The following is a 25,611-nucleotide window of genomic DNA, read 5'->3' on the forward strand; positions in this document are numbered from 1 at the left end:
ATTCAGTCGGTATGACTGTCAGAGAAGAATTACTTCTTCAATGGCGTCCATTGCCACTTCGTGAATTCTTCGATATCGTGACCTTCATCACGGGTAACCTTGAAGTGCTTAGCCAAGATTTCATCCATCTTAGCGTCGAAGGCCTTAGCGGCAGCTTCGTCGATCACACCCTTGGCAACTAAGACGCTAACAGCGTCCTTAGCTTGGTGGAAGCGGTCAAGTTCGGAGTAGACCCGCATGTCGTAGGCCGTGGTGATGTCACCATCTTCACGGTAACCGTGGACGTGTAAGCCTAAGTGTTGACGTTCGTAGAACATGGATTCGATCAAGTCTTCGTAACCGTGGAAGCCGAAGACAACCGGCGTACCGGATTGACCGAACAATGAACTGAACTTGTCGTCAGACAACGCACGTTCTGCGTTCAATTGACCGTTCTTGTTTTGCAAACGACCTAATTCAACCACGTTGACGTAACGCATCTTAACGGCTGGGAAGGCATCGTTGATTAAGTGTAAAGCAGCTAACGTTTCGATCGTTGGTTCTACACCGGCGGAAGCAAAGACGATATCAGCATCTTCGCCTTCGGCAACAGTGGAAGCCCAGTCGATAACCTTAACCCCTTCAGTCGCTAATTCAGCGGCTTCATCAACGGAGAACCATTGTTGACGAGGTTGCTTGGAAGCAACGATGTGGTTAACCTTTTGACGGTCCTTGAAGGCCCGGTCAAAGACAGCTAACAAGGTGTTCCCATCAGCTGGCAGGTATTGGCGAACGAAGTCAGACTTCTTTTCAGCCAAGTGAGTCAAGATACCTGGATCTTGGTGGGTGTAACCGTTGTGGTCTTGTTGGAACACAGTGGAAGTGGAGATCAGGTTCAATGATGGGTAATCATTGCGCCAGTCTTCAGCAGCCGCTTGGCGGATCCACTTGAAGTGCTGGGTGATCATGGAGTCGACAACGCGCAAAAATGATTCGTAAGAAGTGAAGACCCCTTGACGACCAGTCAGCGTGTAGGCTTCTAACCAACCTTCAGCTTGGTGTTCGGATAATTGGGCATCCAAGATACGGCCTTCTGGGGCTTCGTATTGGTCATTTGGTTCCTTGACCGGACTTTCCCATTGACGGTTCGTGATCTTGAACATTTCCCAGAGACGGTTGGACATCGTTTCATCAGGTCCGAAGACACGGAAGGATGAAGGGTTCTTAGTCGCAACACCGGCGAAGAACGTTGATAAGACGTTCATGTCCATGTTCCGGTTACCGTCTGCTAAGGTCGTCCCACGGTTGCTATCGTTGATGTCGTTTGCGTAAGACTTCCAGTCTGGTAAGTCTAATAATTCTGGCTTTTCGCCACGTGCACGACCACCGTTAGCCAGTGGGTTGGCTGCCATTCGCTTGTCACCCTTAGGGGCAAAGTCAGCGACTTCGGCCTTCAAAGAACCGTCAACGTTGAACAGTTCTTCTGGCTTGTAGGACTTCATCCAAGCTTCGAATTCTGGTAATTCGTCAAGCTTGTTTTGTGCTAAGCCAAGCGGAACTTGGTGAGCACGGAAGGAGTTTTCGATTGGTTCGCCGGCTGGGTTGTGCGTAGGACCGCCCCAACCCTTTGGCAAACGAGCCAGAACAACTGGCCATGGTGCAATCGTGCCGTCTTCGTACTTGCCGTTTTCACGCGCATCCTTTTGGATTTGCTTGATGTCAGCAATTGCTTGGTCAAAGACTGCGGCTGCCTTTTCGTGGTAAGTCATGTAGTCATGGATATCATCGTTTTCGATGAACCGTGGTGACCAGCCTAACCCTTCGAAGAACTTCGTCAAATGTTCGTCGTCCATCCGAGAGAACAGAGTTGGGTTAGAAATCTTGAAGCCGTTTAAGTCAAGGATTGGTAAAACAGCACCGTCGTTCTTAGGGTTCAAGAACTTGATGGAGTTCCAAGCCGTCATGGCTGGGCCGGTTTCAACTTCCCCATCACCCACAACCGTGAAGGCGATTTGGTCAGGGTTGTCTAAGACAGCACCCGTTGCGTGGGAAAGGGAGTAACCTAATTCTCCACCTTCATGCAGAGAACCTGGCGTTTGGGCCGTCATGTGGGAACCGATACCACCTGGGAAGGAGAACCGCTTGTATAAACGAGCCATCCCTTCAAGGTCTTGGGTGATTTCTGGGAAAGCATCCGTGTAAGTTCCGTCCAAGTATGAGTTGGTAACCATGACTTGACCACCGTGACCTGGGCCACCGATGTAGAACATGTTTAAGTTGTACTTGTTGATCAGACGGTTGGCGTGAGCGTACAGGAACGTTTGACCGGAGATAGTTCCCCAGTGTCCGATAGGCTTCACCTTAACGTCGTCTTTTTGGATTGGTGTATTCGTTACTGAGAACAGTGGGTTGCTCTTTAAGAAAATCATCCCACCGGAGAGGTAAGTCGTTGCGCGCCACCAGGCGTCAACTTTTTCCAAGTATGACTTGGAATCGAAATCTACTGCCATGTATTTGTACACTCCTTCGTTAAACTAGTCATCACTATAACGATGTGTCGTCGTAAATCACAAACTTCTAATTTACATTCTTTCATCATACGGACTTTTCGGAAAAAGTCAACTACTTTCTAAATTGATACGGTCCAATTTTAGAAGTTTTTGACTTTTCGCTTAAAAAAAGCGCTTTTTTCATCGAAAAATGAGTTTTCTTCACAGAAACAAGAGTGGGACTCAAGGCGATTAGCTGGCGAGCATTAACGGTGTCAGGCGGATAATCCCGATCTTGGATTATCTGTCTGACACCATTAAGCGGAACCAGCTGCCTTGAATCCCACGTTTCGACACCGTTGCTTCCGAAGAAAAGCAGGAAGGCGCTTCTCCAACGAGAATTCCCTTCCTGCTTTTAGTAGAATTCGAATGATGTCCCAACCCTTTTGATAGCGCTAATCTTCGTTCAAATTCACGAAGGTACCGTACTTTAAATACTGATAATGCAACCGCATATTGGAGACCTCAAACGGCGTGCCGTCGTCGAGGAAGAAGATGCCTTCCATGACCCCGACCGGTTCGTTGACCTTGAGCTTCAGCAGCTCCTGGTCCTCGGCGTTCGACGGCTGCGCCTGAATCGAGAGAAACGACTTGTTGACCGACCGCCCCTGCGTGTCCTGCAGGTAACGGAAGATGGAGCTCTGCACGGCCTCGGGCGTCAAGGTCGGCAAGATTTTGATAGGAATGTAGCCGGTCTCGATGATCACCGGTTGGTCATCAAAGATTCGCAGCCGCTTGATGCGGTACACGAACTCGGCCCCGTCTAGGAACAGGTCCTGTTGCAGCTCCGGACTGGCGGGGATCACCCGGTAGTCCAGCAGCTTGCTGTGGGGCTGCTCCCCGTTGACCTGGAAGCTATCCGTGATGCCCAGGTTGTTCCCCTCGTAGCGAAAGGCCGACTGGTCCTTCAGGTATAGGGGGTTGATGAACGTCCCCGACCCGCGCTTCTTGAACACGATACCCTGGTCGACCAGGACGCCCATGGCGCGCTTGATGGTACTGCGACTGACTTGGTAGCTGTCGCTGAGACTGCGCTCATCCGGTAATTTATTCTGTTGAAATTCCCCGCTACGGATGCGCTTCTTCAAGTCGCGCATCACGGTTCGATAGACTAACTCTGTCATCGTCGCTCTCCTCAAGGCCTAGCCATAATTATCCGGATAGTATACCAGACTTTAGGGGCGCGTGGTGGCTTTTTCTGAAATTGGTTATTAATTTGATTATTTCTGAGCGGGTTGGGTTGGGAAAATGGTGCGGTCCAAAATAAGCCAACTTGCTAGTTTCTTCGTGCTAATCACCTTCAAGCACGTAAAAATGGGATGCCTAACCCGCATCCCATTTAACTCAATTATAAGTAAAAATTTTATAAAATTACGCTCGTGCCGCAATCAACCGGCCGACCACTTCACCCTTTTCCAACGAAACCAGTCCTTCCGGAATCTTATCAAAACTAGTAGTTGGCAAATCCAGGTGCATCTTGCCGGTCTGGAAGTACTTGTACACGTTGGCGATGTCTGCCGGCGTCCCACCGGAGTTCCCCGTTAAGGTGATGTTGCGAGTAATCAGTTCGCCCGTATCAATCGTGCTGTGTAGAATGCCCATGCCAACTACGACGACCGTTCCGCCCGTCTTGACGGCCTTTACCGCCTGATTGGTCGTGGTGTCGAATCCCGCAAAATCAATAATCAGAGGCACATCGGCTTGCTTGAGGTCGCAAATATCCGCGTAGACCCCTTTGGCTCCAATCTTTTGAGCCCATTGCCGCGCCGCGGCCTTGGTGTCAACGGCGTACACATCGCAGCCCGCAATGACTGCCATGTTAACGGCAAATTCACCCAGGCCGCCAATTCCGATGATGCCAACCTTCATCCCCGGCTTCGCCTGGCCGGTCACAAATAGTGGGTGGTACGACGACATCCCCGCATCCGTCGCGGAGGCTCCCTGAACATAGCTCACCCCATCCGGTAGGGGCACCAACTGGTTTGCCGGTACCGCAACCTGGTCGGAATAACCCCCATCGCGCATGCAGCCGATGGTCTGTCCCGTTTCTGGATTTTGCGGAGAGACCCCCACGCGGTCGCCCACTTTAAAGTCGTGAACGTTCGTCCCCACCTTGATAATTTGTCCGGCACATTCATGTCCCAGAATCACCGGGGCCTTGATTAAGGGGAGCCAACTTGGGTCGTGCAAGATGCCGACGTCGGTGTGACACAGCCCCGCGGCCTTGACCGCTAAGATCACCTCATCCGCAGCAGGTTGGGGATCTGGCTGTTCGACCAATTCCAACGGTTCATCTGTTTTCGTAAACTTCCATCCACGCATCGAACCACTCCTTCATATTATGTAATCGCTTTCACAAGTTTATTGTAGCATACCCAACGATAATCCATAACACCCACAACTAATTTTTTATTGTGGCTAGCTAAAATTGGTGACGAGTTGCCATGATTAAATATCCAACTGCCGATTTTGAAGAAACGCAAAAGCCCCCCGCTAGTTAACTAAGTAGCGAGGTGCTTTTCATAATGAATCGTTTAAGTCTAATAAACAATTCACTTTTCAGAAACTACGTTCAATTTTTCTAGTATCTTTTTGATGCCAATATCGACGCCGCAGATAATCGCGACCAGCACAAATATTCCAACCGTAATTGCTAACAGATGCCACCATGGCTGATACAGCCACTGGGAAACTCGTGTTGCCCGCTCAAAGTCCGTGTAAACAAATCCCACTATGAAAATGATTCCGATACTAACAACGACAAACAATCTAATCGTTCTAGTCGTTTGGTACTCTCGATCAATTAACTTAGAGATTCCTGACAACAACGAAACTAAAATAACGTAGGTCCCAAACAAGAAAACGGAGCCCAGCATTATCTCACTACCAATGGCCTGATTTTGATAATTCTTAACATGCCCAAAGACATTTCCCAATAGTTGCAAACCACCAAAAGTTGCAAACGTAATGGACGTAAATATCCCTAGAATCGTCACAAAATCAAAAACCATTTTGTCATTTTTCTGAGCCAATTGTTCCGTTTGCTCAGATAATCGTGCCGCCTGCTCTTCGCTTGTTTTTAGCTTGTCGTCCAACTCTGCGACTTGAGCTTTCAGATCCGCCATATAACGATTCTGCTTCAACAATTGTTCTTGTAAATTATCAACGAACCGTGACTTTTGAATTCCAGCCAATTCTAGGATATCCAAGACTTGGTAAAGATGGCTTTTAGCCAAAGTCGTATGGTGTTCATCAATTTTTGTCTTATCTACCGCACTTTTCAAAGCCTGTTTAAACATACTAACTTCATAGTTTTCATTTTGATAAACCCAAGAACTAATTGGGGTTGCCTCAACGTCATTCTGCGTATCATAGATCTGCCATAAGATATCAAAATGCTGACTTGCCATAATGTCTTTTGGGTTACTGATACTTCCCAGCTTAGTTAGCGCTTCTCTAATCTGCTCATTTTTTTGCCCCATCAGCAATTACTCATAATATCGCTCAACTTATATTGAGCATCTTCATGCCTGCCATCTGCTCTGTGTTGTTGCCAAAAGGATTGCTCATGACTTCTATTAACCAAGTCAAAAACATCTTCTTTTAGCAGACTTACGATATTGGAATCCAGCACGCTCAAAGCTGAATGGTAGTGCCCCGCTTCAGAAATGGACATACTACCAAATGCACTAAATTCAAAATAGATTTCTGGGATTACTGGTCCATACTGCCAAGTTTCGAAGGGAGTATCATAAAGAGCCGTAATAAAGTCGTCCTGTCCATGTTGCCGTAAGTAATCCTGAACACTGAAGTACATCACTTTTTGCAAAGCCAAATTTGTCACCGACAAGTTATGCATTTTCCCGACCGCCAGAATATGCTGACTCAAATCACTCATTGACATTCTTCATTCCCCCTTCCACCCAGAAGCCTAGCACATTTATAGCGCGCTTTAGCGGATTAACACTCCAAAACTGCGAACAAACGTTCTGATGCACTAAACTAATCTCATTTAAAATAAATAACCGCTATTACCATACTCTCATATGGTAATAGCGGTTATTCTCTTCTTATCTGATTGGGTATACTGGGATCGAACCAGTAAATTACGGATTCAGAGTCCGGTGCCTTACCATTTGGCGAATACCCAATGATGATGTGTCATTGCCCTCAAGCAACTATTTAATATTACCTTGTTTGCGAATTAGTGTCAACCGATTTTCGGCAAAAATGCCGAGCTGTCGAAAAATCCATTTTTTTATACACGAACCGTTGACAACTTGCTGGAAAAAAGGTAAATTATATTATGCTAGTTATCAATTATTGCCCATTGGTCAAACTGGTTTAAGACGTCGCCCTCTCAAGGCGGAGCTACGGGTTCGAGCCCCGTATGGGCTATCAATTGTGCCGAAACGTTGTGATATCAACGTTTCGGCTTTCTTTTTACCCTCAGCTCATCGACCACCCACGTTGCCCGCAAAAAGTGACGGTCTAGACCAAAAAGTCGGTCCCTTCCATTCCGGAAAGGACCGACTTTTTTTATTCATCTTTTGTGTTTTTAGCGCGTTTCGTCAGGACAAGACCCCCGATCAGCCCCAAAATGCCGAGCACGGACAGGCCCATCCCCAGCCGCAAGCCCGGCGTCTGGTACGTCAACTTGACCGCGTGGGTCCCGGCCGGTAACCGGGCCCCCACGAAGCCGACGTTGACCTTTGCCGTCGGCACAGACCGGCCATCGACCGTCAGGTGCCAGCCGGACGAGTACGGAATCGACGTCGTCAGGACCGTCGCACGTTGGGCCGTTGCCGTTCCCGTGACCTGGTTGTTACGGACCCGCAAGCCCTGTAGCTTCTGGCGCTTCAACTGCTGCATGCGTTGCGTGTAGGCCGACCCCAGTGGCACGGCGATCAATCGCGCCGACTTGAACGTTAATCCCTTGACGCCCTTGAACGTCAATTTGATCGTCTTTCGCGGTTTGCGCGAGTAGCCCAGGTTCAGCAGGACCCGCTGCTTTTGCTGGTAGTCGGACAGGTTGGTCTGCCCCAGCTGCGAATACCCGGTAAAGTTATGGAAGCTGGTCACGTTGAACGTGTAGGCCCCGTCGTTTTGGTTCCACAGCGCCCGCCGCAGGACGTTCAACCGTTGGATCCCGGTGAAGGCCTGGTTCTGAAAGGCGTTCGTGGTGGCCTGGCCGCGGTACTTGTCCTGGACCGACAGTCGTTGCACGTCAATGCCCGTTAGTTCCAGGTATAGTTCGGTCTTGGCCGTGCGTTGCGACCGCTGCGTTTCCAGCTTGTAGGTGATTGGCTGGTTCTGGTTGTCACTGACCATCGCAGTCAGCCCCGCCAGATTGGCCTGCCGGTTTTTGGCCAAAAGAGTCCGGTTCTGCTTCGCCAGGCGTTTTAACCGCGCCTTGTCGCTTCGAATGCTGACGGAGCGGTCCTGGTTCTTCTGCCGCAGCGATGCCTCGGTGGTCGTCGCCAGGTCCGGGTTCAGCTGATTGCCCCGTTGCCGGTACAACGCCACCTTGCCCAGGCTATCGACGACGGTCGAATCATCCGCCACCACCGTATACCCAATCTCCCGGTTGGTCGAGCGGTAGCGGGTCGTCGGCACCCCGGTCGTCGCCCCATCGAAGAGCGCCCCCGTGGTCAGCGCCTGTTCCCGGTCGGTCCCGTCCAGCCGGTCGAATTGTCGGTGATCCAGGACCCGCGTTTGCAGGTAGGCCAGTGGTAAGGCGTTCTTGGAGCGGTACAGGATGGTCCCGTAGTTGTTCCCGAAGTTATGCACCGGTTGGTCCTTGTACGTCAGGACCTTGCCGTTGGCTCGCTTGACCACCTTGTAGCCGTACGGGAAGGCCTGCTTGCCCCGCTGATTGGTCCGGGCGAAGATGTCGCGCACGCCCAGCAGGTTGCTCAGTGTGGTGCGACTATCCGCCTGGTTGATGGGTTTGTTCATCTTGAACTGCGAGTTGTCGACGGCCTGGCTAAAGGCCCCGACCGCCCCATTTTCGATGGAGAAGTACGACATGATGTCGTGGGTCCCCAGGTTCATCCCCATGTTGGTCTTGGCCTCGTTGGCGTAGTAGTACTGATTGCTCAGCACGCTGCGGCCGAAGCCCTTCTGACGTTTGACCGTCTTCTGCGCACCGTCGTAGTAGTTCTTCTGAAATTTGGTGGCCACGCCCCGCGGCGTCAGCTGTTGACTGGCGCCTCCGGAGTCGGGGCTAAAGTACCCGTACCCGTTGGCCACGATGTTGAGGCTCAGCAGTCCCAGCAGGATGCCCAGGGTCTTGGGTCGCGTCCAGTGGTCGATCTGCGCGATCAGGATCACCATCACCGTCAGCAGCAACAGCCCGTACATCACGAAGTCGTGCGGATGGTTGTTATAGATGAAGCCGTTGGCCGCCCAGACGGCCACCAACAGGCCCACGGTCCCCCACAGTAGGGTCGTCAGGTCCTGGCGGGTCAGGTCGCCCAAGTGGTCGCAGAAGGTCATGAGCGCCAGGCTAAAGCCCAGACTGCCCAGTAACAGCCAGCGTTGTGACGGCGTGGTGCCCCCGTTCATGATGGCCGCCACCGCCGGCACCAGCGTTCCGCCCATCACCAGCAGCAGGCCGATGTTCAGCCAGCGGTATTGCCGAAAGTGCCGGAGCGTGTACAGAATACTCAAGAAGGTCAGGCCGGCCAGTCCCAGGTTGACCCAGAAGCTCATCGGGTTCCCGGTGGTCAAAACGGCGTTAGACAGCCGCAGGTAGTAGCTAAACGGGTACAAGACGTAGCCGTTGGCAAAATTCGCGGTCGCCCGCGTCGAATTGAGCACCCCCAGCACCGACGGCACGAACAGGATGCCGGCCAGCAACAGCCCAATCACCCCGGCGGTCGCGAGGCGGCCAATCAGGGTCGGGACCTTGAGTGCCGGCCGCACGGCGAAGTAGCGCAGGAGGGCGTACACCAGGCTCCCAATCGCCAGGATGTAGGCAAAGTAAAAGTTGCCCACCAGTGCCAGCCCGGCAAAGGCCGCCAACGGGACCCAGCTCTTCCCCGCGTAGACGCGGTCGATGCCGTACGCCAGCAGTGGAAACAGGATCATCGGCAACAGAAAGAACGGGTGCCGAATGCTGACGTAGAGTGAAAAGCCCGTGAAGGTGTAGGCCAGCGTCCCCAACAGCTGGCTACCGGGTCTAAATGACCGCTGCCGCGCGAACAGCAGAAAGGCCAGGCCGCTGAAGTACAGCCGCACCAAGACCAGCAGATTGTACCCCATTTCGAGATGAGCTTTGGGCACGAAATAGATCAGATAGGCAAACGGATCCCCTAAGACGTAGTACGAGAAAGTCGTGACCTTGTCCGCTCCCAGACCCAGGGCCCAGGACCAGCCGGTCAGGCTTCCCTGGTGCAGCCACTCGTAGAAGCGCACCAGGATCGGGTAGTGTTGCGCTAACCCGTCCCCCTGCCAGATAAACGACTTCCCCGTTAAGATAAAGATCCCATATAGCACCAAGGTCAACACAATGAAGGCCAGGGTGTACTGGGCGTATCCTCGTTTCGATGATTTCATTTTATTCTCTCCCCTAATCATCATCAGACGCGATAGTGTGTTTTCTTTATTTTACGGGCACCCGGCGCTAAACCACAAGTCATCCGCCGCAACTGTAACCAAAGCGTCACCGGAGCTTAACGTTTGTGGCCGGAAATTAACGTAAGAAAGCCCGGAACGGCGTGGCTCCGGGCTTTCTTGCAACTTTCATCGGTTTAAATTAATTTACTGAACAAATTGAAAGCGATTTTACGAGTGCCGCCGGCGAAAACCTACCGCGCCCGCAATCGTCAGTAACAATCCGCCCAATAGTCCCCAGACGCTCGTCGCTGCTTCGTTGGTCTGGGGCAGCGTGGCGGCCTTGGTCGCCGCCGGCTGGGTAGCTACTTCCCCGGTCACGGTCGTTCTCAGCGTCTGCGGCGTCCCGGCGGTGTGGCCGGTCAGGCTCGTGGTTGCGGCATTACCACCGCTAAGTAGCTGGCCCGGTTGCGTGGGCTGTGGCGCGGTGGCCGTCGCCCCGGTATTCCCGGCATCTCCCGCAGCACCCGGCGTTGGCGTCGGTTTAGGCGTTGGCTTTGGTTTGGGTTGTGGCGTTGGCTCCGGATCGGGCGTCGGTTCTGGATTCGGTGTTGGTTCCGGATCTGGGTCAGGCGTCGGCTCTGGATTCGGATCAGGTGTCGGGTCGACCGGCGTGGTTCCGTTGGCCGTGTAGGTCACCACCGTGGTCACGTCCTGTCCCTCCGGCGTCAACGTCAGCCCCGGAACCGTTAATTGGTCGGCCGTGTAGCCGGCCAGAACCGGGGACGTTCTCGCCGGCAGGGCCGCCGTGGGATTGGTCGGGTGCCAATCGGCCCACTGGGTCTGCCCCGTGACCTGGTCGCGTTCCCCCTGCCGCACAAAGGTCACCCAGGCGGTGTAGCTGGTGGCCGCCGACGTGCCATCGGCGTATTGGTAGTGGATCCACTGGGTCACGGTTTTGCTGTTATTGACGGTGGTCAGACCGTGTTTGAGGTGCACGACGAACGTCTGCGGGGTGTCCGTGAACGTGGCGCCCCCGACCGGATACCCGTCGCTGATCACTTCGTACCCCTGTTGCTGGTAGTCCTGCAGGGTGGCCGCGGTCTGATAATCGCTGGTCGTCCCCAGATCCCCCGTCAGGTCCTCGTGGCTGAGCACCGTGCCCGTGGTGTCATCCTGGTAGGTGACCGTGATGGTCTGACCCTGCACCGCACCGACCTTTTGGTAGAAGGTCGTCCCAGCGATAAACGTTAAGTGTCCGTTTAGATCCACGCCGTTGGGGTCGGTCGTTCCATTAAAGCGGTAAATGTACTTTTCCTGCCACCCCAGTTGGCCATACACGACCTGCCCATCCGTGATGTTCGGATTGACCAGTTGCTGGTTGGGGGTGAAGACTTCTTGCCCGTCCGCGTTGTGGTACGCAATCGGGGTCAGGAGCGGCCGGCCCCACATATCGTGCGTGAAGACGGTGATTGCCGCACTGCCCCCGGGTTGGATGGCCAACGGTTGGTCCACTTCAACGTACTGTTGCCGGCCCGTGATCATGCCGCCCCACGTCGACAAATGCGTCACGATGCCCAGTGAGCTAAAGTCCGCAATCGAATTTCCCGAGAACGTAATCGCATGCGAATTGGGATAGGAGTTGTCCAGAATGCTCGCGACAAACGGCGCCAGGATGGCCAACTGCCGGCTGGTCATCCCCGTCAGGTTCTTCTGGTCAGAATCCGGCGTCGTGAAGCTCAGGTTCTGAATGTTTTGGGGATCCAACCCCGCGATGAGCCGCAGCTGATCGTCCGTCGCCGCTCCCCAGTAGAAGGTATGCAACCCAACGTTGCCTAATTTTTGAATCGCGGTCAACGGTGAAAAATCAAAGTTCGGCATCTCGTCTTGGGTGACCCCCAGCGTCACGTCGACGTTCACCCGTACAGTGGCGTTTAAATTTTGCGCAACGACCTCGAGACCACTCAGATTATTGATTGGGTGATCCTGGTTCGTCCACGTACTGTTAATCTGGAGTTCCCCCCGGTAGGCTTGCAGCACCTTGATGGTTAAAGCCTGGCCATCCTTCAAATTCAAGGCGTAACGCACAGCTGCTAAAAAGTTTGTGTCTGTAAAGAGATACCCGATGTCCGTATCCTCATCCAACGCCTCGTCCGCGGCCAGGACTTGAATCTGCTGAATGGCTGCGGTGGGCGTGGCGGCCTGATCGACAAGTTGTTGGTCGCGCTTCAACTGCTCAGCGGCTTTCGTCGTGAGTGCTTGGGCGGCAGCCGGTTTTACGGCCGCTTCATCGTCCGACTGCGCCGGTGTTTCCGTGGCCGTCTGGGGCGTCGTCTCACCCGCTGTATCGGCGGCCGGCTTTTCCGGTTCCGGCGTTGGCTCTGCCGCCTCACCCGTGTCGGTGGTCGGCGTTGCGGGTTCTTGGGTGACCGTGGACTCATTGGTGGCGGTAGACTCATCGACTTCATTAGCCCCATTAGCCGCGTTGGAACCGTCAGTTGCTAATTCGTTGGCGGGTTGCCCCTCAGCCGCTGTTCCATCCGTCGATTGGCCGGTGGTCGTTGAGGCCGTTGCACCGGTTCCCGATTCCGTCGCCGTTACGTCCGCCTCAACAGCCTCATCTCCCGTAGACGCCGTTGGCAAAGTTACCTGGTTGTCCTGCAACGTCTGATTGGCCGCGTCCGTCGCCTGATCCGTTGCGGGCGTGGTCGTGGTTGTCATCGGCGTCTGGTCGGCCTGCGCCGCGGTGCCCCCTAAGGACCATGCGAGCAACGCCATTGCGGTGCTTGAGTACAGCCACCACTTGTGGCCCTTCGTCATTACTGGTTGTGTCATGGTAACGCCCTCCTCGTATATCCTCGGTATCAAGTTATTATTGAATGCCCTTACATTATTAATCAAATAGTCGTCGGCCCATCATTGATACCAGTAGCTTTTTTATTTGCCTTTAATTATACACACTATGCTGGATAAATCACGGATTTAGAAAAAAATATTTTATATTCCTAATTATTTCTTTATCCATCACATTTACGCTTAATGATATTTGCTGTAACGACTATTTTACCGGGATTTAGCCAATTCGCCACTTTTTATCAAAAACTCAGGGAGTCATCATTTTTTGGGGACAACAAAACTTCCGAAGGGGACATATACCGTTAAACGGGTAAAATTTATCGGTCGATAAAGAAGGCCGCAAGAAAGTGGCGTCCCCAGAATCAATGATTCCGGAAACGCCACTCGAGTGGTTAACGGACCTTTACAGCCGCGCGTTTAATTTCTTGCTTAAGTCTTCAAAGCCTGGCTTGCCCAACAGTGCAAACATGTTGGTCTTGTAGGCTTCGACCCCGGGTTGGTTGAACGGGTTGATGCCGTTCAGGTAACCGGAGATGGCGATGGCCACTTCGAAGAAGTAGATCAGGTAACCCAACGTATATTCGCTTTGGTCAGGGATGTGGACGCTCATGTTTGGTACGCCCCCATCGGTGTGGGCCAGGATGACCCCTTCAAAGGCCTTGGTGTTGGCAAAGCCCATGGTCCGGCCTTCCAGGTAGCCTAAGCCATCCAGGTTGTCGGCTTCCTTCGGGATGTCGACGTCGTGTTCTGGCTTGTCGACCATCACAACGGTCTCCATCAACTTCCGTTGGCCTTCTTGGATGTACTGGCCGAAGGAGTGCAGGTCCGTACTGAAGTTGGCGGAAGATGGGTAGATCCCCTTGCCGTCCTTCCCTTCGGACTCACCGGTCAATTGCTTCCACCATTCGGCGAAAGCGGCCAGCCGTGGTTCGTAGTTTTCTAACAATTCAATGCCGTAGCCCTTCCGGTACAAGATGTTCCGTAAAGCCGCGTATTGGTAGGCCTCGTTCTTGGTCAGGTCCGGATCACTGTATTGGTCCGCGGCGTCCGCGGCCCCTTGCATCAGTTGGTCGATGTCGGCGCCGGAAGCAGCGATTGGCAGCAAGCCCACTGGGCACAGCACGGAGTACCGGCCACCCACGCCATCGGGGATCACGAAGGATTCGTAACCCGCGGCGTCGGCTTCGGTCTTCAAAGCGCCCCGCTTGGCATCCGTCGTCGCGTAGATTCGGTGGTTGGCTTCCGCTTCACCGTACTTCTTGACCAGCTTTTCCTTAAAGATCCGGAAGGCAATCGATGGTTCCGTCGTGGTCCCGGACTTGGAAATGATGTTAATTGAGAAGTCGCGGTCGCCGATGAAGCCTAACAGGTCGTGCACGTAGTCGGCGCTAATGGAGTTCCCGGCAAATAAGATTTGCGGGCCCTTCCGTTGGTCGGCTGGCAAGCTGTTGAAGAAGGTGCTGTGCAGGAAGTCCACGGCCATCTTCGCGCCCAGGTACGAGCCCCCGATACCGATGACCACTAAGACTTCGGAGTCTTCCCGAATCTTCTTAGCCGCCGCCTTAATCCGGGCAAATTCAGCCTTGTCATAGTCATGGGGCAACGTCAGCCAGTCACGGAAATCACTGCCCGCACCGGTGCCTTGCCGCAGTTCACTATCCGCGGCCGTCACCATAGCCTGCATTTCTCCGAGTTCATTAGCATGAACGAATGGATCCAATTTGGAACGATCAAAGGCGATTTGTGCCATAGTTAGAAAACCTCACTTTTCATAATTATTTCGACTAGTCCATTATACCGCACTTCGCTCAAATGTAAATGGTCTAGTCCATAAATTTATGCATAAAAAAAGGCCGACGACGCCCGTCATCAGCCAGTTTAGCCTATTTCATCAAACCGAGAGTGACCCCACCAACGATGACCAAAAGTGAGCCAATCGTCGTATAGACCATTTCACGGCCAGTCTTCTTTTCACCCAGTAACCAGATGCTTCCGAAGGTGGAAATCACGATCCCACATTGGGCCAGCGAGTAGCTGATGGCCAACCCAACGGACGGAATCGCCATGAACATGAAGAAGTTCCCCACGCCCCAGACCAGCCCGGTCAGGACGTTCTTCGCCGTCGCCACGTGCCAGACCTTCCGGCGGTTCTGTGGTGACAGGAGGATAAAGATCAGGGCTCCCAGGATCATCCCTAAGGATTGCGGGAACAGAATCAATTTCGAATCTAAACCGGACAGGTTCACGATGACCGTGTAGAGCACGTACCCAATCGTGGAGATCACGATGGCCGTGGCCCCCTTGCCGGCTTCCATGGGCTGGCTGTTGACGCCCGCGCGCTTATCGCGTAGGGACGTCAACGCGGCACCGGCAATCAGGACGATCACCGCGATGGTGCCCATCGTGACCATGCTGGTCGTCTTCCATTCGTGGAAGAGCAGGACCCCGGCCAGGGCGGTCCCGGCCAGTTGTAACCCGGTCGAAACCGGCACCGTCCGCGAAATCCCGATAAACTTCATGGCCTGGAACTGTTCAAACTGTCCCACGGCCCAGCAAAGACCGGACGCAATGCCGACCAGCATGGCCATGCCCGTCAAGTGAACGTGGAAGTACATCAGGGAGAACAACCCGAACAAAACTGCCCCGGCCGTCATGCCCAACGTTTGTTGGTAAGACGTCCCACCTAAGCGACCACTAATCAGACCGATACTACCCCAACACAGTGCGGGGATCAAAGCTAGTAAAATTCCCATTTTGTAACTCCCTCAACTCTCGTTTCATTATGCCGTTTCTCTCTGAAAGCGCTTTTTAATTTGCAATAATCAGTTTAAGGGTTTTCCCCTTAAAAGTAAACGATTATTCACAAAAAAAATAGTGAACGGCAAGTGGTCTAGCTAACCGTTCACTATTAATTATTTTATTTTCACGCGTTTTCATAACTTGATTATTCGGTGATTGATAAACGTAAACCCTTTAACGCTTCGCTCTGCCGGTTCGCAGAATTGGTCATGAAGTCTTCCGGTGAGTGGAACTCGCTGGAAACAGTTACATGACCGGTATAATTTTGCGCAACGTCATTAACCGTAGTCCGCAGGCGTTTCATTGAGTAGCTCGGCGCCGTGGTCGTCACCAGGATTTGGGACCCCGGCCGGGTCACCTGCAGGACTTGGGTCAGTAAATCGCCTAAATCCTGTTCCAAATCGAAGCGGTGCTTCTTGCCGCGGACGAAGGCCGGCGGATTCACAAAGACCGTGTCGAAGGTCAACTCGTGCTTAATGGCATAGTTGAGATAGTTTGTGATATCCATGGTCCGCATCTCGACGGCGGCCTGGTCCAAGTTGTTCGCGGTGAGTTGGCCCTGCAGGGTCGTGGTGGCCCGGTTGGTCGGGTCCACGGTCACGGCTTCGGTCGCCTCGCCGACCATTGCGGCGGTCACCACGCCGGTCTCGGCGCTGTAGAGGTTCAAGATCCGCCGTTGTTGACTATTTTCCCGGGCCCAGATCCGCAGGTTCCGGAATTCCAAGGCCAGCTGTTGCCGTCTGACGGTCAGGTCCACTGGGTAGCTGAGGCCCGCTTCGTTGACCAAGACCGGGCCGTTCGGCATTTTACCGGTCACGACCTGGAGCTTCTCCTGTCCGGGCGTGGTCGTCAGAACCGTGTGTCCCTTGCCGAAGACCTTCTCAAAGCCGGCGTAGATCAGCTTGCTCTGGTGCTTCAGCGCGGCATTTTGCCACCGGAACACGTAGATGCCGTTGTACACGTCCACAATCAGGCCGCCTAAGCCGTCGCCCACGTCGTTGAAGACCCGGTAGGCTGCCCCCACGTTAATGGCCGCCCGCTTGGCCTGAGCCGCGCGGAACTTGCTGGCGAAGAAGCGCTCGTCGATGGCTTCGTTCTCCCGGAGACTCAGTACGTAGCCGGCGCCCCGGTGCTGCTTGGCGAGGTAGGCCGTAGCCACGAAATGACCGTGGTTTTCCAATTGGACCCACGCGCCGTCCTCAAAGTCCTGACGATTTTCGAAGTCGGTGATGTTCACCACGGGATAGCCGTCTTCGAACTTACGAACGGACTTCCCGGTAATTTGTAATTTTTTCAAGTGTATCCTCCTAAAATGATTCTTCCTATTGTACCACGTTTTCCGCTGGACACACGGACGGATACGAGCCGCCCGCGCTAATCCGTCTTCACGCGATCCACGTTCGTCTGGTGCTGGTCGGGGAAGATGACGGTGAAGGTCGTGTCGACGCTGATCTTGCCGTGGTGCAGCTGAACCAGCTGGTGCACGATGGACAAGCCCAGCCCGGATTCGCCGTACTTGGTGTTCTTCCGCGACGGGTCGGCCTTGTAGTAGCGCTCCCAGATGTTCTGCAGCTGCTCGTCACTCATCCCCATCCCGGTATCGGCGACCTTCACGATGGTCTCCTCGTACCCGCGCTGGGCGGTGATCGTGATCTGCCCCTGCTGGGTGAACTGGATGGCGTTTTGCGTGATGTTAAACATAATCTGGACGAAGCGGTCGTAGTCGGCGTACACCGCAACCTCCGCCGGCGCCTGGAGTTCCAGGCTATCGCCGCTGTCATCGGCCTTTTGCTTCAACTGCTCGACGATGTTGTGCAGCGCGTCGACCGCGTTAAACTCGTGCAGGTTGAGCGTGATCTGGTTCGAACGAATCTTCTCGTAGTCTAGGTTCTCGTTGACCAACCGGATCAGCCGACTGGTCTCACTGCGCATCAAATCGATGCTCTCTTCCTTACTTTCTTCGGGGATCGCGTCGTAGGCCAGCCCTTCCAGTAGCCCGTTGATGGTGGTCAGCGGCGTGCGCATCTCGTGCGAGGCATTGGCCATGAACTCCCGGCGGCGCTGTTCCTGCCGCTGGATCTCTTCTTGCGAGTCCTTCAGAGAGTGGGTCATGCCGTTAAAGTCATTGATCAGGTCGTCGATCTCGTCGCGGTTGCGGCTGGTCATCTGGATGTCGTAGTTGCCCTGAGCCACCTGGTTGGTCGCCTTCCGGAGCCGGTTGATCCGCGACGTGTAGTAACGTGCCAGGATGTAACTGGCCACGATGGCCACCAGGACCGAGACCAGCAACGCCCGCATCAGGTTGTGGTTGATTTGGTTGATGTTGGTGTTGATGTCGGAGACGAAGACCCCCATCACCACCACCGCCACCAGTTTATGGTTGTAGAAGTACGGCTTCATGACCTCGGTCACGGCCGGGGTGACCCGCCCGTTCTTGTTCCGCAACCGCCGGTCAACGACCTTATGGATAATCTGGTTGTTCTTCAGCTTCTTCCAGTCGCTGGTGTTGATCGACTGCTGGTACACGTTGGCCGGAAAGACGATCTGGTTCTGCGCACTGTAAATCGTGACGCTGACCGCCTGGTTCTGCAGCAGCTGTTCGCTGTTCTCCAGGGCCGTGGTGTCGAAGTTGACCGTTTTGGGGTTCTCGGCACTGATGCGCAGCGACTGCTCGATCAGGCTGTTCGAATATTTTTCAAGGGTGTTCCAGGTGTTGCTGTAGACCATGTGCCGGGTCATCTGGGTGTACGACACGCCCAGCAGGACCAGGATAATGGTGATGGCCGCAAAAAAGCCCAACATCTGCTGGTACATTAACTTCATTTCGAATCGGCTCCACTATCGTCAAATTTATAACCGACACCCCAGACCGTCTGGATGATTTGCGGTCCCACCTTTTCAATCTTCTGGCGCAACTTCTTGATGTGGGCGTCCACGGTCCGTTCGTCGCCGTAGTACTCGTAATCCCAGACCAGCTGCAGTAGCTGCTCCCGGGAGAAGACCTGTCGGGGCTTTTGCGCCAACGTCTTCAGCAGGTCGAACTCCTTGGGCGTCAAGTCCTCGATCTGCCGGCCGTTCAGGTAGGCTTCCCGGGTCTTGGTGTTCAGCTTAAAGTGCTCGGTGACCACGTCGAAGGCCTCGGTATCGTCCACCGGCGCCGTCTCCTGTCCCTTAGTGACCGGGCCCAGTTCGGCACGGCGGTGCAGGGCCTTGATCCGGGCAATCAGGGTAATCGGGCTAAACGGCTTGGTGACGTAATCGTCCGCCCCCATTTCCAGGCCCAGCACCTGGTCGCTTTCCGAATCGCGTGCCGTCAACATGATGATTGGCACAGTCGGAGACAGCTTCCGAATCTCGGCGCTGACCTGCATCCCGTCCATGCCGGGCAGGTTCAGGTCCAGCGTGACCATGTCCCAATCGTTGGGCGTGGCCGCGAACATCTCGACCGCCTCGTTGCCATCGTAGGCAAACGACACGTCCCATTGTTCCTTTTTAAAAAACATCGACATCATTTGAGATACCGAGTGGTTATCCTCAATCATTAATAGCTTCATAGGTGACCTCCAAAGTGACCGCAAGGTATTTGGCGTGCATCCCGGGAGGTGTGGGTGGTTATGGGGTTTACCATACCCGCCATATCGGACCAGGTCATGGCGAAACCATGAAGATTCTGGTACTTTCTAGGGTGGCCTCCCGTCGGCACGCCGTCGTTACCTATTATACTATACTGACTGTTCGCCGTTTTCCCTAATTTACTCCCGAAAAAGCGAAATCCTTTGCGGGTCTCAGATTGTATGGTAAACTATATGAGTATCGTTTTGGGGCCGTTCTGGATTCGACTGGTATAGGTCGAGCCTTGGTTGCACTCCGTAGCGGCATCTACGTTAAAAGGTCCAGTTTAATTATAACTGCAAAAAATAATAACAATTCTTACGCTTTAGCTGCTTAATAGGCGCTTAACGTAGATCCTCCTAGTCTTACCCGCGGGCTAGATCTGGGTCCTAAACTTAACGGGTTACGTTGACTGGCTCCCACCTGAAGCTGGTCAAAAGAGCTTAATCAGGTTAGCTCAGCATGTTGGCCCTGACAGGCGGCAAGTTGTTGGGTGAAACTCAAATAGTCTGCCTATGAGTGTAGAGGCTGGGGTGGCGATATGCTAGGACGCGGGTTCGATCCCCGCCGGCTCCATTAGATAACTGTTAGCTTGCGAGCTGGCAGCTTTTTTTATACCCATTTTTTAAAGGGGGGCCTGGAACCGGTGGGGATCGACCCCACTCATCGCCGGGCCAAAGAGTGGTACACTAACGGAGGTCGAGCCCACTTGGCTGGCTCGCCAACCAATAAGGAGATGTCGCGAATCATGGAAATCAAAGTCGTTGTCCACGAAGAAATCAATGGTAAGGACCTGCGTTCGGACGAAGCCCCCGCATTACGGACCGCCGCCCTGGCCAACGTCGCCGCGCAGCTGTTAGGGACTCCCGAACAGCCGACTCCCGGCCAGGTCGTGGCGATCACCCCTGCCATCATCGACCGCCTCGCCCACGCGTTACAGGGCATTGAACAGTGGCGGGCTCACGAGCACCGAGACGACCTCACCACAGAACGCCACCCGGACGATCCCCTGAGCAAGCGGGCCGACCAGCTGATGACGGTCTTCGACGCACCCGAGGCCCCGCACGCGTTCGCCGCGCCTTTCACCGACTGCGACCGCCTGGACATGTGGCAACTGATGCTGTTCGTCCAAAAGATCGCCTCGGGCTACGAACGGGACCACGCCGTCACGGTTGAATTTAACCAATAACTGACGCATCTGTTGAGGTAACTGCCGATTGCTTCCGCTCAGCTGGGCCGTGACGACCGTGGGCACGACTTGAAGCCCCGAAAGTCACGGGTCTACAAGCTCGGCCTTGTGGTAAGCCAGCTGAAAAACGCTGGCCAACCACAATTTCACGGTCTGGGCCCGCTTCGCTCCAGCAATCTTGACGATGGTAGTCATCCTGCCACATCGTCTTAATTACCACGTAGTAGAGTGACATTGCTGTTTTTCTCGTTTTTAGCATGAAAAACGCAAGTCGATAGAATATAATCAATCAACTAACAGAACACGTAATCATTTCTTTTAAGTGACGAAAAGCCGGAGCGGGAACATCCCTCGGTTGCTAAAAAACAGGCAGAAAATTCTCTCAAAAAGTTGAGAATTTTCTGCCTGTTTTTGTTTAGGTTTCTTTGGTGGCAACGCTGATACCACTCAATGGCACCCATCCGCTAACCACCTTGGCGCTTACTCTTGCGTTTTTAACTGCTTCCGCGCCAAACTCAGGATCTCCGGCTTCAGGCCGATGCGTTCGGCCAACCACATGGCCTCACTGGCACCGACCTGGTTCAACAGGAGCCGGTATTCCGGCATCAACGTCTCCCGGTCGAAGGCCATCGCCCCGGTCACGAAGCGTGGTTCCGCGACCGCGTAATTTTTGATTCCCGTGTAGTGGGTCGTGACCACCAGCTTGGCTCCCTGGTCGATCAGGTACTGGATGATGGCGATGCCCAGCGCCGTCCCCTCTTCTGGGTCGGTCCCGCTACCGATTTCGTCCAGCAGGATCAGCGCATTGGGCCGCAACTGGTCGGTGATGCCCACCAGCGTGGTCATTTCCCCCGAGAAGGTACTCAGCTGCGCCGCCATGTTCTGTTGGTCCCCGATGTCGATGGAGACTTGGTCGAAGACGGCCAGATTGGTCCCCTCGTCGGCTGGGATCTCTAGGCCCAGCTTGACCATCATCGAGAACAACGCGATGGTCTTCAGGACCACGGTCTTCCCACCGGAGTTGGCCCCGGTAATCATCAGGCTTTGATTGGCCGCGAGCGTCACGTTCAGCGGCACGGCCTTTTCACCCAGCAACGGGTGCCGCCCGTTAACGATGTGCAGCTCCTGTTGACTGTTCAGCTTGGGTAAAATGGCGGCGTGTTCCAGTCCGTACTGCCCGCGGGCGAAGATCTGGTCGAGCTGACTGAGCAGCGCAATCTGTTTCTGCAGGTCAGTCCAGTGGTCCTCAACGTCGCCGGTCATCGTGGCCAGGATCTGGTAGACTTCCCCGTCTTCCGCCGCGACCGTGGCCGCCAGGGCCAGCCCCGTTTTGGTGACCGTGCTGGGTTCGAAGTAGACCGTGGAGCCCGTCGACGACTGCCCCATGACGGTCCCTTTGAACTTGTGCTTGTAGGTCGCCTTCAGCTGAACGCAATAGTGGGCGTCGCGCCGAATCAGCTGCTTGCCCTGAATCTCGTGCGAGTGCTTGCCGATAAACTGACTCAGCTGTTGTTGAATCTGGCGGGACTGCTTGTCCTTATCCTTGCGCAACTGGGCCAATTCGGGGGTCGCGTCGTCGCGAATCCCGTTCAGGTCCAGCACGTCGTCCAAGCGGTCACGCAGGCCGTTCAACGGTGGCTGTTGCGCCAGCAGGTCCATCAGGTGCGGAATCTCGTCCGTGTGTTGCCGCAGGACGATGCCTAACCGCCGCCAGTTGACCAGGGCCGCTTGCACGGCCTTGAGTTGTTCCACCGTCAACAGGCGTCCCTGTTCCAGCTTGGTGTGGATCACCGATAGTTGGTCCAGATCAAAGAACGTCAGCATGACGTCCTGGGCCAGCAGCCGGTGCGCCTCGTGAGTCAAGCCCAGCGCGCGTTTCACCCCCGCCAGGTCATCCTGGACCGGCGTGTGGCGGAGCTGCTCAGCGGCGTAGTCACTGTGGGTCAGCCGGGCGACCGCGTCTAAAATCGTATCGAGTTGTAAAGTTTCTTGAATCGTGTTATCCATAAGTTCTCCTTTTTGTGACCAGACAATGGAGAACGGGTCTGTCCATTGCCTCGCCTAATCCTTGAGGGACGGCGTCAGACAAATTGCCACACTCATTAACGTCACTCCTTTTGATGCGAATAGTCTCAGAATAGCATGTTCCGGGCACCGGTTCAAACGATCATCGCTGCTTGAAGCTTCCATATCCGTCATTTCTGTCAAAAGCCACGTTTTTTCCAATCCGTTCCAACGTAAATCGTTTATAATAATACATAATTGTTTGGCTTCACTAATTTTTCCGTGAGAAAGAGGGTCATCCCGTTGGAAGTTACCTTTCAAGACATCACACTCGCCTATCCGCACCAAGCCCCGACCCTGGCGCACTTCACCTGGACTGTCCCCGATGGTGAACTCACGGCGTTACTCGGCCCCAGTGGGAGTGGGAAAACCACCCTCCTCAACCTCCTCGCCGGTCTATTGACCCCGGATCACGGCCGCCTCCTATTCGACCAGGTCGACGTCACCCACCAGGGGATGGGTCAGCGAAACGTGGGAATGGTCTTCCAAGACTACGCCCTGTACCCCCACCTCACCGTGCACGACAACATCGCCTTTCCCCTCAAGATGGCCCACGTGAAACGGGCCGAACGGGAGGCTCAGATTCGCCAATTTGCGGCGCTGGTCCGGGTCACCCCCTTTTTGCAGAAGTATCCCCGGGAGCTCTCCGGCGGGCAGCAACAGCGCGTGGCCCTGGCCCGGGCGCTCATCCAACGTCCGGCCGTTTTACTGCTCGATGAACCGCTGTCCAACCTGGATGCCGAGTTACGTGTCACCCTGCGCCAGGAGATTCGTCGGATTCAGCAGGCCACGGGCGTCACCACAATCTTCGTGACCCATAACCAGACCGACGCCCTCCAGATTGCCGACACCATTACCTTGCTGCATCACGGACAGGTTCAGCAGACCGGTACCGGTCACCAGCTCTACCACACGCCGGCCAACCTGACCGTGGCCCGTTTCATAGGAAGCCCGCGGTTGACCACGCTGCCCTTTGCCGCTTTAGCCCCCGCCTTACCGGATAGCCTGGCCGCTCGGTTCGCTTCAAGCGCCACGCTGGTCGGCATTCGCAGTGAAGCCCTGCTGGCCACGCCCACGCCGATTCCTTTACTGACCACGCAGACCATGCGGCTGACCGCCCAAGACTTCCTGGGGCGCGACATCGTGAGTCACCTGCGCTGGCACCAACAGGACTTGATCAGCACCGCCCTGCCCCCGCTGGCGCCTGGCGAGTACCCGCTTGGCTTGGCGGCCCCAGGCTGCTACTTCTTTGCCGCCAACGGCCGTTGCCTGTGGACGGGAGGGACGGACCATGCTGAATCCTAAACCGTCGCTCAAAACGACCCTCCACGCGCTCGCCTACCTAGCGCCCCTGCTGATCATCACGGTGCTCTTCACCGTGTGGCCCCTGCTCAGCGCCGTGCGCCTAAGTCTCGCCACCCGGTCCAACTTCTATACCGGCCGGGTCACCGCCTATGGGTGGGCCAACTTCGGTGCACTCTGGCACGACCCGGACTTCCACCGTGCCGTTCAGCACACCCTGCTGTTCACCCTCGGCGTGGTGCCGGCATCCGTCCTGCTCGCCCTAGGGGTGGCCCTGCTCTTAAACCGCTTGCCCCACTGCGCGAGATTCTTCCAAACCCTCTACTTTCTGCCATTCGTCACGTCGACCGTCGCCGTCTCCCTGGTCTGGGGCTGGCTGTTTCAGGCCGATCACGGGGTCGTCAACGGCCTGATCCACACCAACATCGACTGGCTAAACGACCCCCACTATTCCCTGCTGGCACTCATTCTCCTGTGCCTCTGGCAGAGCCTGGGGTTCAATATTCTGCTCTTCCTCGCCGGGCTGAACCACATCGACGACCGGTATCTGCTCGTGGCCCAGCTGAACGGCGCCACGGCCTGGCAACGGTTCTGGCACGTCACCTGGCCGCTTTTGACGCCCACCGTGATCCTGATCACCGTGAACGCCCTAATCACCAACTTTAAGGTCTTCGACCAGGTCTACGCGCTTTTTCACGGCTCGGCCGGCCCCGCCAACGCCGACCTGACGCTGACCTACTACCTTTACCAGAAATTTTATATCGAAAACCAGACGGGCCTGGCGGCGGCCAGCGGGCTGGTGCTCTTCGGCCTGGTGTTGCTCATCACCGGACTCGCCGGTACGTACTTTCACCACTGGACCCGTTGGCTTCGAAAGGACGCACGATGAAAAAACTACTTATCGGCGGACGTTACCTCCTCCTCGCACTGGGCGCTGTGGCCATGCTGTTGCCGTTCGTCTGGATGGTCGTGATCAGCCTGCAACCGGCTGCCACCACTCTCACCTTGCCGACCTTTGCCTGGTCATCGGCGTTGCATTGGGAAAACTACCGTCACGCCTGGCGACTCGCCCCCTTCGCCCAATATTACGGGAACTCCCTGCTGGTCACCGCCACCACCACGGGCGGCCAGCTCTTCACCAGCATCCTGGCCGCCTTTGCCTTCAGTCACCTGCACTTCTACGGGCGCCGGCTGCTTTTTCGGGGGCTGATCGCCCTCACGATGATTCCGGGCGAACTGCTCCTGATCCCGAACTTCATCACCCTGACCCACCTGCACTGGATCAACACCTACGCCGCCCTCATCGTGCCCTGGCTGACCAGCATCTTCGCCATGTTCGCCCTGCGCCAAGCGTTCCTCACCCATCCCCAGTCGCTCTACTACGCGGCACGGCTGGAGGGGGCCAGCGATTGGCAGTATCTGTGGCACGTGCTGGTGCCGCTGAACCGGCCGGTGATCACGGCGGTCGGGCTCTTACAGGCCATCGGCTCCTGGAACGCCTTCATGTGGCCGCTTATCGTGACCAACTCGCCCCGCCTGCGGACCCTGCCCGTTGGCCTGATGACCTTCACGAGTCAGACGGGGACCAACTATCCCCTGCTGATGGCCGCCACGGTGTTCGTGGTGGTGCCGCTCCTGATTCTCTATCTGGCCTTACAAAAATACATCGTGGCCGGGATCACCCGTGCCAATCTGAAAGGATAA

Annotated in this window: 17 protein-coding genes, 2 tRNA genes and 1 other RNA gene; 6 read left to right on the forward strand and 14 right to left on the reverse strand. The window is 55.0% G+C overall.

Annotation, left to right across the window (positions count from 1 at the left end):
• Window positions 1-29: 29 nt before the first annotated feature.
• The 6 genes from FD37_RS06005 to FD37_RS06030 form a co-directional block, all read right to left on the reverse strand.
• The gene (locus FD37_RS06005; RefSeq protein ID WP_056964191.1) at window positions 30-2,489 is read right to left on the reverse strand and encodes a phosphoketolase family protein; all 2,460 of its coding nucleotides are present in this window, start codon (window positions 2,487-2,489) and stop codon (window positions 30-32) included.
• 434 nt (window positions 2,490-2,923) lie between these two features.
• Window positions 2,924-3,652, reverse strand: coding sequence for a GntR family transcriptional regulator (locus FD37_RS06010; RefSeq protein WP_056964193.1), 729 nt, complete (start codon window positions 3,650-3,652; stop codon window positions 2,924-2,926).
• A gap of 247 nt (window positions 3,653-3,899) precedes the next feature.
• Complete coding sequence (locus tag FD37_RS06015) at window positions 3,900-4,850, reverse strand: alcohol dehydrogenase catalytic domain-containing protein (protein WP_056964195.1); 951 nt, start codon at window positions 4,848-4,850, stop codon at window positions 3,900-3,902.
• A gap of 230 nt (window positions 4,851-5,080) precedes the next feature.
• A complete protein-coding gene (locus tag FD37_RS06020; protein WP_056964197.1) occupies window positions 5,081-6,010 on the reverse strand; it encodes a M48 family metalloprotease in 930 nt (309 codons plus the stop codon).
• Window positions 6,010-6,432, reverse strand: coding sequence for a Panacea domain-containing protein (locus FD37_RS06025; protein WP_056964199.1), 423 nt, complete (start codon window positions 6,430-6,432; stop codon window positions 6,010-6,012). Before FD37_RS06025 ends, FD37_RS06020 begins: the two co-directional genes overlap by 1 nt.
• A 174-nt stretch (window positions 6,433-6,606) precedes the next feature.
• Window positions 6,607-6,678, reverse strand: a tRNA-Gln gene (locus tag FD37_RS06030).
• 175 nt (window positions 6,679-6,853) lie between these two features.
• Here FD37_RS06030 and FD37_RS06035 point away from each other — a divergent pair.
• A tRNA-Glu gene (locus tag FD37_RS06035) sits at window positions 6,854-6,926 on the forward strand.
• Window positions 6,927-7,067: 141 nt separating this feature from the next.
• Here the strand turns inward: FD37_RS06035 and FD37_RS06040 are convergent.
• From FD37_RS06040 to FD37_RS06070, 7 genes are all read right to left on the reverse strand, one after another.
• Window positions 7,068-10,088: a YfhO family protein gene (locus FD37_RS06040; RefSeq protein WP_056964200.1), complete on the reverse strand. Its 3,021-nt coding sequence runs from the start codon at window positions 10,086-10,088 to the stop codon at window positions 7,068-7,070.
• A 228-nt stretch (window positions 10,089-10,316) separates the two neighbouring features.
• On the reverse strand, window positions 10,317-12,920 hold the full coding sequence (locus FD37_RS06045) for a mucin-binding protein (RefSeq protein WP_147007689.1): 2,604 nt from the start codon (window positions 12,918-12,920) through the stop codon (window positions 10,317-10,319).
• Window positions 12,921-13,344: 424 nt separating this feature from the next.
• Entirely contained in the window at window positions 13,345-14,691 is a 1,347-nt protein-coding gene (locus FD37_RS06050) for a glucose-6-phosphate isomerase (RefSeq protein WP_045808406.1), read from the reverse strand.
• A 133-nt stretch (window positions 14,692-14,824) separates the two neighbouring features.
• Window positions 14,825-15,694, reverse strand: a complete 870-nt coding sequence (locus FD37_RS06055) for a GRP family sugar transporter (protein WP_045808405.1) — start codon at window positions 15,692-15,694, stop codon at window positions 14,825-14,827.
• A gap of 191 nt (window positions 15,695-15,885) precedes the next feature.
• Window positions 15,886-17,037 (reverse strand): class I SAM-dependent methyltransferase, encoded by a 1,152-nt coding sequence (locus FD37_RS06060; protein WP_056964204.1) that lies wholly within the window; start codon window positions 17,035-17,037, stop codon window positions 15,886-15,888.
• A gap of 77 nt (window positions 17,038-17,114) precedes the next feature.
• Window positions 17,115-18,563 carry a sensor histidine kinase gene (locus FD37_RS06065; protein ID WP_056964206.1) on the reverse strand — a complete coding sequence of 483 codons (1,449 nt, stop codon included), beginning with the start codon at window positions 18,561-18,563 and terminating at the stop codon, window positions 17,115-17,117.
• Window positions 18,560-19,294, reverse strand: coding sequence for a response regulator transcription factor (locus FD37_RS06070; RefSeq protein WP_056964208.1), 735 nt, complete (start codon window positions 19,292-19,294; stop codon window positions 18,560-18,562). Before FD37_RS06070 ends, FD37_RS06065 begins: the two co-directional genes overlap by 4 nt.
• A gap of 266 nt (window positions 19,295-19,560) precedes the next feature.
• Between FD37_RS06070 and ssrA the strand changes: the two genes are divergently transcribed.
• Together ssrA and FD37_RS06075 are read left to right on the forward strand one after the other, a co-directional pair.
• Window positions 19,561-19,931, forward strand: a transfer-messenger RNA (tmRNA) gene (ssrA, locus tag FD37_RS12600).
• A gap of 169 nt (window positions 19,932-20,100) precedes the next feature.
• On the forward strand, window positions 20,101-20,541 hold the full coding sequence (locus FD37_RS06075; RefSeq protein ID WP_056964210.1) for a hypothetical protein: 441 nt from the start codon (window positions 20,101-20,103) through the stop codon (window positions 20,539-20,541).
• Between the two features lie 480 nt (window positions 20,542-21,021).
• On the opposite strand, the gene FD37_RS06080 is transcribed toward FD37_RS06075, so the two are convergent.
• On the reverse strand, window positions 21,022-22,548 hold the full coding sequence (locus FD37_RS06080) for an endonuclease MutS2 (RefSeq protein ID WP_056964212.1): 1,527 nt from the start codon (window positions 22,546-22,548) through the stop codon (window positions 21,022-21,024).
• Window positions 22,549-22,848: 300 nt separating this feature from the next.
• Here FD37_RS06080 and FD37_RS06085 point away from each other — a divergent pair, with 300 nt between their 5' ends.
• Genes FD37_RS06085 through FD37_RS06095 form a run of 3 tightly spaced genes read left to right on the forward strand, consistent with a single transcriptional unit; the run spans window position 22,849 to window position 25,611 of the window.
• Complete coding sequence (locus tag FD37_RS06085; protein WP_056964214.1) at window positions 22,849-23,910, forward strand: ABC transporter ATP-binding protein; 1,062 nt, start codon at window positions 22,849-22,851, stop codon at window positions 23,908-23,910.
• Window positions 23,897-24,796 (forward strand): carbohydrate ABC transporter permease, encoded by a 900-nt coding sequence (locus FD37_RS06090; RefSeq protein WP_056964216.1) that lies wholly within the window; start codon window positions 23,897-23,899, stop codon window positions 24,794-24,796. The genes FD37_RS06085 and FD37_RS06090 overlap by 14 nt, the downstream gene beginning before the upstream one ends.
• Window positions 24,793-25,611: a carbohydrate ABC transporter permease gene (locus tag FD37_RS06095; RefSeq protein ID WP_056964218.1), complete on the forward strand. Its 819-nt coding sequence runs from the start codon at window positions 24,793-24,795 to the stop codon at window positions 25,609-25,611. The genes FD37_RS06090 and FD37_RS06095 overlap by 4 nt, the downstream gene beginning before the upstream one ends.

This window comes from Levilactobacillus spicheri DSM 15429 (assembly GCF_001435095.1).
Taxonomy (GTDB): Bacteria; Bacillota; Bacilli; order Lactobacillales; family Lactobacillaceae; genus Levilactobacillus; species Levilactobacillus spicheri.